Source organism: uncultured Campylobacter sp. (assembly GCF_937997535.1).
Taxonomy (GTDB): Bacteria; Campylobacterota; Campylobacteria; order Campylobacterales; family Campylobacteraceae; genus Campylobacter_B.
On the sequence record NZ_CALKTT010000059.1, the window covers coordinates 1 to 11888 of the forward strand.

The window sequence follows — 11888 nt, forward strand, 5'->3', positions numbered from 1 at the left end:
TCGATTAGGCTTAAAATTTTGCGGATCTGCGTTTGGTATTCGCGCGCGAGCTCTATGCTAGCGGGCCTACCAAAAAGCGTAGTTTCAAAAAGATCGGGCGCACCGTTTAAAAATAGATATAAGCGCTCATCCATAAATACCGCGCTCAAGCTAAACTCGCCGCTCGCCCCGCGATTTATCTCGCGCAGACGCTCCATAAACGCGGGCGTTAGCAAATAGCGCGCTTCTACTTTGTCATCCGCAAACACGCGAAAATCGCGCATAAAATCCACATCGTCCATCATCTCTTTTTCGCCGAAGATCTTGGCGTTTAGCTCCCTGCTTACCACTATCGTTTTGCCCGAAGTTTTTTTCGCGAGCTCGCAGATCAGTACATTGCCGTCAAAGTCCATATAGTTATCGTAGAATACTTTAATCAACATAATCGCCGCTATGAGCGGATTATCCATTCCCATGTAAAACCTACTATTACTATGTACCTCGCTGAGGCTAAATTTAATCCCGCAGTTCGCGCCCGTAATCCGATCCTCGCTTTTGATCCTAGATTTCCTATAAATTTTAAATTTTTGAAATTCCTCTCCTTGCATGCCGGTATATGGATCGTATTTTAAACCGGCATCTATATCGTTTATTACGGCGCGGACGAATATCTCTTTATAAAATTTGTAGTAGCGAATTTCTGCTTCAGTTTCTTGACCGGCACAATGAAGAAGAAATATCCAAAAGATCTGAAGAAAAATTAAGGTACCTAAAATTTCGGCAATTTTTATCAAAGGAGTATCCGCTTTGACGCCATCTAGATACATTGCTACGAACAGGATCGCAAGAAAGGCGGCTATGCAGAGGTAGTAATATTTATTAAAAGCTCTAGCACACGCTTTTTGTTCGGTTAAAGTCTGTGAAATAGCATCTTGCAGAGCAGGCGACATATCTATCCTTGAGAAAAATTTCGCCCGTATTGTAGCGAAATTTAGCGGAATTCATAAAGAGCGAATTCCGCCGTATAATTAAATAGTCGAGATCGGAGCCTAATTTATGCAGTCCGTGCGGCGTAAATTCTAAAATCTTACTCTTTGAAATTATGTCCGCACCGGATTTAAAATTTAACGTATCGCGTAAACTTATATTTCACGCGAGCCGCCTTTGTAAATTTGCGTTCAAATTTTGCGATCACAGCACCCTGAGGTTGTCTGAGAGGAAATACATAAAAATCCCGAGCCCGAACATCACGAAAAGTCCCAAGAATTCGACGTAAAGCTTCAGGCTTACGAGCCGCTTTGAGCTAAGCTCGTTTGCTTTCGCGCCGAAAAGCGCGGCTAAAAATATCACGACGCTCATTCCAAAACCGATGAAAAGCGCACTTGCGACGCTAAGCGCGAAGCTTCCGAGGCTGAAGGCAAGCACAAAAATAAGGATCGTGCCGGGGCAGGGCACGAGTGCCGCCGCAAGCGCGATAAGCCACTCTCGCCCTTTCTCGCCGCCGCCAGTCGCGCCATTTTGCAGCGAGCGAGATGAGGTTTGGTTTTTGAAATTTGCAGAATTTAAAGCCTTTTTTTGCTCGTTTTGGCTAGACGAGTTTTCTTGTAAATTTGCGGCTAAATTTGAATCCGAATTTAACTCTGCCGTTGCGGCGCCCGAATTTTCAGTATCTAAATACTGTGCGGATTCGCCGCTAGGGGTTTTAAATTTAGAAAATTTATGGCTCTTTGACGCTGCGCCAGCGGAATCCCCGGCATTTGCAAATACCGTATTTTTTAAGTGAGCGTCCGTCTCTGCGGTGTTTGCGGCGGAAGTGCAAGCGGCGCAGGAGCAGCCCGCATCGTGGTGGGCGCCCGATCTTACACGGCGAGCTTTGTCGTAGATGATGAGCGCGGTTATGACGATGATCAGAAGCGCCGAAATTTTCGTGGTGATCGAGGCGGAGTTTGCAGAAACTATGCCTGCGACGTTTTGCAGCACGAACATGCTCGCGCTTACTAAAACGAGCGCTCCTAGTACGTGCAGAAGCCCGATTTTAAGGGCAAACCCAAAGGCCTTGACGTAGCTGCCGCCATGGGCTAAGAAATAGCTCGCCGTTAGCAGCTTCGCGTGCCCTGGGCCTGCCGCGTGGAAAAAGCCGTATATGAAAGAAAGCGCTAAGACCCATAGGATGGTGCTCGCGCTTGCATGCTCGCTGCTTGCGCGAAACGCCGTTTTGAGACTTTTCATAAAATCCATCGTCTTTTGCGCGACAAATCCCAGCGAGACCTCTTTGTGCTGCTCGCTTGAAATATCGTCGCTGTCGGATACGGCGCCATTTTTCTCCGCTTCATTTTGCGCTAAATTTAAAGAACTCTCCTCGGGCGGCGTCGCGAGATCTTGCGTAGAATGCGCGGAATTTAAAGAATTATCTCGCCTCGCAGCAAAATTTTCGCCCGCACCTTTATCTGCAAGCGCTGCAGAATTTGCGGGGCCACCTTTTGCCTGCACGTCCTTTTTTGCGGCTTTATTAATCTGCGCGATGGTATCCGAAGCGGCTATATTTTTTTGCGCCTCTGCTGCAGCTTCCGAAACGATGTCGCCGACGGATCTTTGGTTTGATCTGCGTGCTGAGCTGGCATTGGGTTTAGCTTGCCCGCCTTGCGCAAGTTTATCCTCTGAGCCTGCAAGACTCTGCTCGCTAGATGTAAGTTCGCTCTGCGCTAAATCGGAGTTCGGCGCGCTTGAAATCAGCGGTTTTTTATCTGCGATTTTTGGCTTTTCGCCGCTAAATTCTATAAAGGTGGTGGCTAAATTTGAATTAGGCTTCGCTACAAAGCCCTCGCCCAGATTGATGGGCTTGTCGTCAAGCATTTTGAAATTGAAAAATCCCTGATCGTCGTTAATGGAAATTTTAAGAACGCGGTTATTTTGCAGCTCGAAGCCGACCTTTTGATCAAATTCAAACACGAGTCTGCCCTTTTTAACGAGGCTTATTGCGTTTTTAAAATTTCCCTTGATCTGCATGCCTACGAGGTTGCTAAGTGCGGGCTTTGCGTTTTTTGGCGCTTGATCGTAGAATTCCGCCTCGCAAAGGTAGTTTTTAGGGGTTAGATAATCGGTCATCGCCTTAGTTATCTCGGCAAGCTCGCTATTTTCAAGCTTGCCGTTGGAATTTATATCGTAGGTCTGCATTATGACGTCGGTAAAATTTTGAGAGAAAAGCCACGAAAAATGCAGACTCACGATCTTGCCGTCTTGTGCGACGGGAGTGATGCTAACGTGCGCAGTAGGCGTGTATAGGGCGCACAGAGCGCACGCAAATATCCGCGAGCTAAAGATCGCGGATAAAATTAAAATTTTAATAAATTTCATCAACTACAAATTTTCTCCGAAAACGTCGATCGTCTTTTTCATCGTCTCATACCAATCTAGCGGCAGCTGATCGATCTCCATCACCTTTGCGCCCGTTTGCGCGGCGATGGTTTGCGCTGCCTTTTTGGAAAACTGCGGTGCGACGAAAATCACCTTGATCTTTTCCTCTTTGGCTTCCTCGATCAGCTCGGCTAAATCCGCAGGCTTAGGCTCTTTGCCCTCCACTTCGACTGCGATCTGCTCTAAATCGTATCGATGCGCGAAATAGCCCCAAGACGGATGATAAACCATAAATTTCTTTCCCTTGACGCCCGCTAATTTCTGCTTTGCGTAAGCGTCCAGCTCGTCAAGCTTTTTAGCAAATTTATCGAAATTTGCTTCATAAATTTTAGCATCCTTAGGATACTGTTTGGTTAACGCGTCTTTAATATTTTTAGCTTGAATTTTTACAAGCTGCGGATCGAGCCAGATATGCGGATCTAAGCCGTCGTGATGATGATGGTGCTCGTGCGCTTCGTGATCTTTGTCGCCATGCTCATGATGCGCGTCATGATCGTGATCATCATGATGCGCGCTATGATCATGTTCGTCGTGATGGTGATGCTCTGCCATAGCCATTTTAGTGATGCCATCTTCGGTGCGGATTATCTTCATCTTCGGATACGATGCGGCAAGCTTTGGTAGCCAGACTTCATCAAATTCTATACCGACTGCAAAATACAGATCGCTATTTTCTAACATTTTCATCTCCGAAGGCTTAGGCTCGTATGTGTGTGGATCAGCGCCTTTGCCGACCATCGTATTTACCTGCAGAGTATCACCTGCGATCTGTTCAACAAAATACTTCGTAGGAAGTATGGTCGTGGTGACCGTAGGTTTGGCGAATGCTACGCAACTAGCTGCTAAAAGCGTGAAAACAAGCTTTTTCATAAAATTCCTTTCCAAAAAAATTGCGGAAGTATATCAAAAGCAACTTAGTTGCAACTTAATATAAATTTATCTAAATTTCGCTATCATCGCTTAAATTTTAAAAAAGGCGTAAAATGGATCCCAAAGATTTTTTAGCGAGTCACGATATCGCTCCTACAGCGCTTAGAGTGCAGATCGTGCAGATCCTAAGCGAGAAAAAATGCCCGGTAAGCTATGATGAACTAGTAGAACAAACGGGTGCTAATAAAACCACGATATATCGCAATATAGCGCTTTTGGAAGAGAAAAATTTGATAATTACCAGCGAAAATAATCATAAAAGCTTTTATGAGCTCACCGACGGCGCAAAAGCGTATTTTGTCTGCGAAAGCTGCCATAAAATGGAGGAGATTTCGATGCCTGCTTTGCCACAAAAAAATGTCAAAAGCGTGCTTGTGCGAGGATTGTGCGAGAAGTGCGGCGGCTGAGGCGGGAAATTTTAATAAAAAGCACTCAAGGAAATTTGGCTAAAACGCTAGGGCAAAATTTAACCGATTTTTAACGGATTTTTATAAAACAAACGATATAATCCGAGCGTTTCATATTTTAAAAGGGAAAAATTCAGTGAATAAAAACGATACGATAAAAGCAATAGAGAAGTTTGTAAGTTCTCAAGAAATGACGATGTTTCGCCTGAAAAAGGGTATCTACGGCGATGCGATGAAAAACCTGGATCAGGTTTTTACGCCGTATAAGGAGTTCGCCGAATTTTTTAAAAATCCCGCAAATAGGCTGCAGGAGCTGTTAGGCAACATCGCGTACGAATCGATTTTAAACTACACTGAAGCAGGGCTATCGCACTGCGAGAAGATCCACTCGATCTATTTTGTGGAATCCAAAGGATTTTTCAAAAGTGGGCTAAAGTATATCGAGCCTGATGCGACCGCGAGAGAAAGAGCCAAGAGCTATTACGACAAATTGCTGGAAAATAATGAGAAGCTTAACGAATATATCGATATCGGCTTGCAAAGGCTACATGGCTTAGAAGCAAAGGTTTTCGAGTAGGCTAGGCTAGCTTTGGGATTTGATTTGCGCGGCGAAATTCTATCGCAAATTCTTGGCGCTTAAAATTCTATGATTAAATTTCATACCTTTTGTAGATCGCAAACTTATACTATTTAATTCCGCGTTAGCGCCGCTTTTAATTGTGTATATAGCAAATAGGGCGGCTTGAGTAATTCCGTGCCGGCAGGCATTATCCGATACGATCAAAGAAATAATCTAAATTTTTAAAGCTCAACGAAGCGGGTTAAAATAAGCAAGCTTGGCTAAATTTCGTGGAGCGACTAAAGCAGGCTCTAACATAAACTAGCGCTTGGTTGGAGTCTGCGAATTTGAAATTTTGCGGCTAGCGCGAACGGGAATTTAAAATTCTAGCGCTACTTCAGATTCCTTTGAAATGCGGAATTTTAAAAATAGGTATTGCGCCCGCAATAAGCAAAACGCAAGATTTGAAATTTACTAGAAAATGCTCGCTGCGAAGTAAAATTTAAGAGCCAGGCTGCAAGGCGATGCGGCGTAAATTTTAACTCGTTTTGGCGCGCTGTTTTAATATCTCTATCGTGCGAGGCAAACTTAAGCGGTAAACTTATTGCGATTAGAAAATTCTGCGGATTAAAGCTTAGCGGCGAAATAAGCCTTGCTAGCACTCTGCTGCATCTAAATTTCGCCGCAAGCAACTTTATTTATCTGCCTTTTCGGCTTTATATTGCGCTAGCAAGCTGCCTAGCTCATCTTTTATGTGAAGCTTTTCCTTCTTCATCGCATCGATCTCCAGATCGCTCATATGCACTCTGCCGGCCTGCGCGTCGGCGATCTTGTGATCCAGCTCGTCGTGCTTCTCAAAAAGCGAATCAAATCGTGCGTTTTTGCCTTTTAACTCAGTGATTAAATCTCTGTATTCATGAAACATGCTTTACTCCTTTGAAAAATTTATTTAAGTATATCAATAAAGCGCTTAAAACCTAATTTCAGCTATCAAATTTAGACTGAATTTCACGCATGAGATTCCAAATTTTAAGAGGTAAAATTTTAGTATTTAAAAATTTAAAACAGGCAAATTTAAATGATAAAATTTTAGGGCAGAGCTTTAAAGCCCTGCTGCTATTCGCTATTTTCGAGACGATATTTTTATTATGAAAGAGTAAGCTGTGAATCTTTATGATCTATAATCCGCGTTGATTTTTACGTAGTCGTAGCTAAGATCGCAGCCGTATGCGCTAAACTCGCCATCTCCGAGCCCCAAATCGCACCAGATCGTAAAGCTTTTTTGTTGCATTATGGCGTGGGCCGCGGCCTCGCGAGCGGCGTCCAGTTCGCGATTTTGTGCGTCATAAAGCAGCACGTCGTCGTATTTAATACGCAGCTTTTCTTCATCGCATTCGATACCGCAGGCGCCTATGGTGGAGGCTATGCGACCCCAATTCGGGTCTTCGCCGAAGATCGCCGTTTTAACAAGCGGCGAATTGCTTAGCGCCTTTGCCGCCGTGCGGGCGTCTTCGGCGTTTGCGGCATCGCTTACTCTAAATCGCACCAGCTTGGTCGCGCCTTCGCCGTCTTTTACCAGCATTAGCGCAAGCTCGCGCGTCAGGGCGTTTAACGCGGACGCGAAGGCCTCCTTTTCGTAGGCGCATTTGGCGCTGCTGCAGAGCATAATCGTATCGTTGGTGGAGGTGTCGCCGTCGACGCTTACTGTGTTGAAGCTCTGCTCCGCTGCTTTTTTTAGTAGTTCGTCCATATCCGCGCGCGGTATTTTTGCGTCGGTTAGGACGAAGCAGAGCATGGTCGCAAGCGCGGGATTGATCATGCCTGCGCCCTTGCAAACGGCTGCGATGTGAAATTTCTCGCCGTTTTCTAAAGAAATTTCATATGCAAGCTCCTTTTTTATCGTATCTGTCGTCATAATGGCGGTGGCTAGGGCGTTCGAGTTTCGTGCCGAGAGGTCAAAATTTTGCGCGGCGGTGATAATTTTTTCCTTTTTGAGGCGGTATCCGATGACGCCGGTCGAGCTCATGACGGGGTTTATCAGAGGGATTTTTTTGCCAAGCTCGCTAAAAATTTCATCGATATCGGCGATGCCTTGCTCCCCGGTCATCGAATTTGCATTTTTAGAATTTACGAGGATAAAATTTGTTTTAAGCTCCCCGCCCGCGCGCTCCTGCGCCCTTTTGAAATGCCTAATCGGCGCAGCTTGAAATTTATTGCTCGTAAAGATCGCGCTTACGGCAAAGGGCTCGTCCGCGCGGATAAATCCTAGATCGTTCCCCTCTTTTTTAAAGCCCGAATTTACGCCGTCAAAATAAAAGCCCCCGACGTTTTGTAAGCCGCCATCGAGCTTAGTGATTTTAAACATATCTCATCTCCTGCGGCTTGTATTTGCTGCGGATGAGTTTTTTGGTGTTACGGATGCCCTCTGCCGTACCAATGACTAAAAATTTCACCCCAGTACCGATGAGGTAGTCGCCATCCGGCATCGGAATGAAGCGGCTGTTGGGCTCTTTGATTCCCACGACGTCGGCGTTTGTAAAATCGCGCAAGCGAGTTTCTTTTAGACGCTTGAAGCGGATCCACGAAAAATCGGGCACCGTGATCTCCTCAATATCGATGAGAGAGTCTTTTTTATACAAAAACCGCTCCAAAATGTTTTCCATATCAGGACGCACACTGATCGCAGAGAGCCTTTGTGCGGCGAGTTTGGATGGCGAGACGATAGAATTTGCGCCGAGTTTTTTTAGCCTCTCGGTGTCGCTGTCATCATCGCTATTTGCCATGATGAAGTAGGGGGTGATGCGGCCAAGCTCCTTTTCGTATAGGCGTACCAGCGAGATTATTGCGATATTATCGGCTAAATTTGGACTTAGTGTAATGACGGATTTTGCAGATGACAGATGCGCTTTTAGCATCGTGGTTTCTACGTGCGGCTCGCCTACGATAAAATATGGATAGCGGTTTTCTTCGGCGATTTTGGCTAGAGCGGGATCGGGATCGATCACGACAAAAGGCAGATGATTTTCGCGAAACTGCTTGGCAAGCTCGGCGCAGTAGATGTTGTTGTAACAGATAATGTAGTGGTTTTTGAGCCTTGCGATGTTATTGATCATTCGTTGCTCCCTAAGTAAATTTTGAAGTTTGCCGTTTTTTATGACCTCGACGACGACGCCCAGGCAAAACGAAAAGGTTCCAAAGCCCATGAGGATGAATAAGACGGTAAAAATTCTACCCGCGGGCGATATCGGCGCTACTTCGGTAAAACCCACCGTCGTAAAGGTCATGCCCGCCTGATAAAAAGCGTCCACGAGCGAAAAACCCGCTATAAAAACATAGCCTAGCGTGCCGATTAGCATCATCAGTACGATGGTTATCAGCGGTAAGCGGAATGGGCGTAGCTGGTCGTAAATTTCCGTGTAGAGGTTTATGTCCGGCTTAGTCGAGCCGGACCAGTCGAGGAATCGCTTGATCTTGTCCAAGATAGACATAAATTCCTCTTTAAGAGGTTATTTTGATAGCTTTTTCATAGTTCTTAGAGTAGAGGCGGCGACTTTGATCCTTTTGGTCGTGCCGTCTTCAAGCTGTACGCGTATGCTGCGTAAATTTACATGAAATTTCTTCTTCGTCCTGTTGTTTGCGTGGCTGACGTTATTGCCCACCATCGCACCTTTGCCGGTTATCGCGCATCTTCTTGCCATAATAGATCCTTGGTGATTAAAATAAATGGCGATTATAGCGAAAAAATTTCAAATTATGCTTAAAATTCGCCCCAGTTCAAATTTAGCGAAATTTATGACAAAACTAAGTAAAATTCCGCATCTTGAAATTTTAAAGGAATCTTAATGTATGTCGCACCCAGCATTTTATCGGCGGATTTCGGAAGGCTTGCGGAGGAAATTCGCGCAGTCTGCGAGGCGGGCGCCGATCTCATTCACGTGGATGTGATGGACGGGCATTTCGTACCCAATCTCACGATCGGACCGCTTGTAGTAAGCGCCGCGGCAAAGGCAAGCAGCAAGCCTTTGGATATTCATCTAATGGTTAAAAACGTGCCGTTTTTCGTCGATCTTTTTTTGCCGCTAAAGCCAAAATTTCTTAGCTTCCACATCGAGGAGGAGACCCATCCGTTGCGCCTCATAGATCATATTCGCCATAGCGGCGTCTCGCCCGCAGTCGTGCTGAATCCGCACACCCCGCTTAGCGCGCTGGAGTTTATCTTGGGCGAAGTGGATATGGTGCTTTTGATGAGCGTCAATCCGGGCTTTGGAGGGCAAAAATTTATCCCCTCGGCTCTTGAAAAAATAAAGCAGCTGCGCGAGCTGATCGATCGCAAAGGTGCTAAATGCCTCATCGAGGTCGACGGTGGCGTAAACGGGCTCAATATCGCAGATATCGACGAAGCGGGCGCCGACGTCGTGGTAGCGGGCAACTACATATTTTCTTCAAACGACTACGCGGAGGCGATCCGTGCGCTTAAAATTTAGGCGCGGCACAGGGGTAAAATTTTGACGCATAGAATCGAAAATTTAATAAATTTACTGGCTCAAAAGAGCATAAATTATTACGATTTTATCTCAAAAGCAAGCGATATTGCCGAAATTACCGAGCTTTTCGAGCCCAAAGACCTTTCGATGTGGCGTGCACTGGGCATAGAGATAATAAAACTAGATAGCGGCAAAATCACGCTCAAAACCCGCGAGACGGATATTTCGGATGAAATTTTTTGCTTCGTGGACATCGAAACGAACGGCGGGCTCTCAAACGGCCAGATCATCGAAATCGGCGCGATAAAAACGCGCGGCACGCAGGAGCTGGGCTGCTTCGAGAGCTTCGTTTACGCGCCCGCCGTGCCCGAAAATATCACGGAGCTTACCGGTATCCGCGCGGACGATCTAGTGGGCGCGCCGCCGCTAGCTAGCGTGCTGGAGCGGTTTAGACTGTTTTTAGGAGATAGCGTTTTTGTGGCGCATAACGTCAAATTCGACTACGGCTTCATCGACGCAAGCCTGCAAAAATGCGGCTTCGGGATGCTTTTAAATCGCAGGCTCTGCACCGTCGAGCTCGCGCGCCGCACGATCGAGGCGCAAAGATACGGGCTCGGCTCGCTAAAAGAGCTTTTAGGCGTACAAAACGTCCACCACCGCGCATTTAGCGACGCCGTTTCCTGCTTTGAAATTTTCAAATTCGCGCTCTCGCGACTGCCGTGGAGCGTGCAAAGCACCGAGGATCTGATACTTTTTAGCAAAACCGCAAAGAGCCTGGCGCTGCCTAAGCCGCAGATTTCAGGACCTAGCGAGAGCGAAATTTTATAAATCCCGCGCCGAATTAAGAGATGAAATTTTAGTGAAATTTCGCACCGCCGTTTGAGAGTTAAATTTTACGTGCGCTCGTAAGATCGGTTTTGCGGTCTGTTTGTGCAATTGCTAGCGCTTGCAATCGTGTCCGGTGCGCCCAAGGCGTCGCACGATTTAAATTTTAAAATTAGCCTAAGCGAACGCGACGCGAATTCGATGCTTTAAATTCCAATTATAGAATTTTATAAAATTCTGCGGCGCCGATTACAAATGAAATTTTATAAATTTTTATCATAAAACACAGCGCGATCGGGGTAAATTTAATGAAAGCCTGGCCCTGTCGTAGCGGCGCGCGGTAGCCGAATCTACACTAAATTTAGTGATAAGTAAACCCGCGATCCTAATAATACGAATTTTATGCAGACGCGCCCCGCTCCGAATCAAAGCGTCATCGGATGGCTGGCGGGCTTTGCGAGCGAGCAGAGTAATGTGCCGCTGCTTGGGAACGCCATCTTTGCAAGAAGCGCGATCTTGCGATTGAGCTGTCCTTCCGCCTCAAGACGGACATATCGTAGGCTAAAATTTAAACGGAATTTTAAAAGAGGATAGCTGCTTTTAAATTTACGTTGCAAATCTCATAGGCTGCGAATATGGCGTTAAATTTTAAAATTCTATCTGCTTTAATCACGCCTTGAGGTTGTATTGTGAGGGCTAGCAAGTCGCCTGATTAAAAAATGGATTTTAAATCATTCCTAGCGTATATGCTTGCGCAGTAAAGTAAAATTTCACGCGGTCCGCTGCCGCGCCGTCGTCGCTTAACCGTCTCCGCCTTTTCAAACGCGCTAAAATTTCAGCAAAGCTCCGCTTCGGTTTTGCTCTAATGCAAAATTTATCCGCTTGCCGCAGACTGCGGCGGATGAAATTCTGTTGCCCATCGTAAGCTGCGCGCGGTATTTACTTGCCGTGCATGTGCGTCATGGACCAGCATCCGCCTGCTGCGAGCCGTCGCCGCTAGTCCGCCTCATTACGCATATTTTTGTGCTATAAGCCGCACGAGCGCTGCATCTGCGTCAAGGCTGCGCCGCGTTTTTCAAAAGCACGAAAATTTATCCCTACTAAAATTTCGTTTCTTCGCCGCGTTGCATGCCGCGAGCCGCCGCCGCGCTGTATCCCTGCCCACACTCGCCGTACCCGCTTCGAGTTTTAGCGGATGCGCCTTAAAATTTCAGCCTAAAAGCCCTATTTAGCGCCGCGTCCGAGCAGAAACAATCGCACCGCTTGTTCGGCGACGCGGGCTAAATTTTG

The 11888-nt window shown here is 46.3% G+C and carries 12 protein-coding genes; 4 read left to right on the forward strand and 8 right to left on the reverse strand.

From position 1 onward, the window contains the following. From Q0117_RS05525 to Q0117_RS05535, 3 genes are all read right to left on the reverse strand, one after another. Positions 1-929, reverse strand: a 929-nt coding sequence (locus Q0117_RS05525) for a DUF3137 domain-containing protein (RefSeq protein WP_297923557.1), incomplete at its 3' end; no start/stop codon positions are given. A gap of 241 nt (positions 930-1170) precedes the next feature. Beyond that, complete coding sequence (locus Q0117_RS05530) at positions 1171-3333, reverse strand: DUF1007 family protein (RefSeq protein WP_297923559.1); 2163 nt, start codon at positions 3331-3333, stop codon at positions 1171-1173. Positions 3334-3336: 3 nt separating this feature from the next. After that, entirely contained in the window at positions 3337-4263 is a 927-nt protein-coding gene (locus Q0117_RS05535; RefSeq protein WP_297923561.1) for a zinc ABC transporter substrate-binding protein, read from the reverse strand. Positions 4264-4376: 113 nt separating this feature from the next. Between Q0117_RS05535 and Q0117_RS05540 the strand changes: the two genes are divergently transcribed. Both Q0117_RS05540 and Q0117_RS05545 read left to right on the forward strand, forming a co-directional pair. Next, positions 4377-4730: an HTH domain-containing protein gene (locus Q0117_RS05540; RefSeq protein ID WP_295152447.1), complete on the forward strand. Its 354-nt coding sequence runs from the start codon at positions 4377-4379 to the stop codon at positions 4728-4730. A 136-nt stretch (positions 4731-4866) separates the two neighbouring features. After that, positions 4867-5307 carry a hypothetical protein gene (locus Q0117_RS05545; RefSeq protein ID WP_005873131.1) on the forward strand — a complete coding sequence of 147 codons (441 nt, stop codon included), beginning with the start codon at positions 4867-4869 and terminating at the stop codon, positions 5305-5307. Positions 5308-5983: 676 nt separating this feature from the next. Here the strand turns inward: Q0117_RS05545 and Q0117_RS05550 are convergent. The 4 genes from Q0117_RS05550 to rpmB form a co-directional block, all read right to left on the reverse strand. Then, entirely contained in the window at positions 5984-6214 is a 231-nt protein-coding gene (locus Q0117_RS05550; RefSeq protein WP_297923564.1) for a YdcH family protein, read from the reverse strand. Positions 6215-6460: 246 nt separating this feature from the next. Beyond that, positions 6461-7654 (reverse strand): bifunctional glutamate N-acetyltransferase/amino-acid acetyltransferase ArgJ, encoded by a 1194-nt coding sequence (gene argJ, locus Q0117_RS05555; protein WP_297923566.1) that lies wholly within the window; start codon positions 7652-7654, stop codon positions 6461-6463. Next, positions 7647-8777, reverse strand: coding sequence for a potassium channel protein (locus Q0117_RS05560; protein ID WP_297923568.1), 1131 nt, complete (start codon positions 8775-8777; stop codon positions 7647-7649). Before Q0117_RS05560 ends, argJ begins: the two co-directional genes overlap by 8 nt. Before the next feature lie 18 nt (positions 8778-8795). Next, on the reverse strand, positions 8796-8987 hold the full coding sequence (gene rpmB / locus Q0117_RS05565; RefSeq protein WP_297923571.1) for a 50S ribosomal protein L28: 192 nt from the start codon (positions 8985-8987) through the stop codon (positions 8796-8798). A gap of 144 nt (positions 8988-9131) precedes the next feature. Between rpmB and rpe the strand changes: the two genes are divergently transcribed. Together rpe and Q0117_RS05575 are read left to right on the forward strand one after the other, a co-directional pair. Further along, entirely contained in the window at positions 9132-9773 is a 642-nt protein-coding gene (gene rpe / locus Q0117_RS05570; protein ID WP_297923573.1) for a ribulose-phosphate 3-epimerase, read from the forward strand. Between the two features lie 21 nt (positions 9774-9794). Then, positions 9795-10601 carry a 3'-5' exonuclease gene (locus Q0117_RS05575; RefSeq protein WP_297923575.1) on the forward strand — a complete coding sequence of 269 codons (807 nt, stop codon included), beginning with the start codon at positions 9795-9797 and terminating at the stop codon, positions 10599-10601. Positions 10602-11023: 422 nt separating this feature from the next. On the opposite strand, the gene Q0117_RS05580 is transcribed toward Q0117_RS05575, so the two are convergent. After that, on the reverse strand, positions 11024-11215 hold the full coding sequence (locus tag Q0117_RS05580; RefSeq protein WP_297923577.1) for a hypothetical protein: 192 nt from the start codon (positions 11213-11215) through the stop codon (positions 11024-11026). Between the last annotated feature and the right edge of the window lie 673 nt (positions 11216-11888).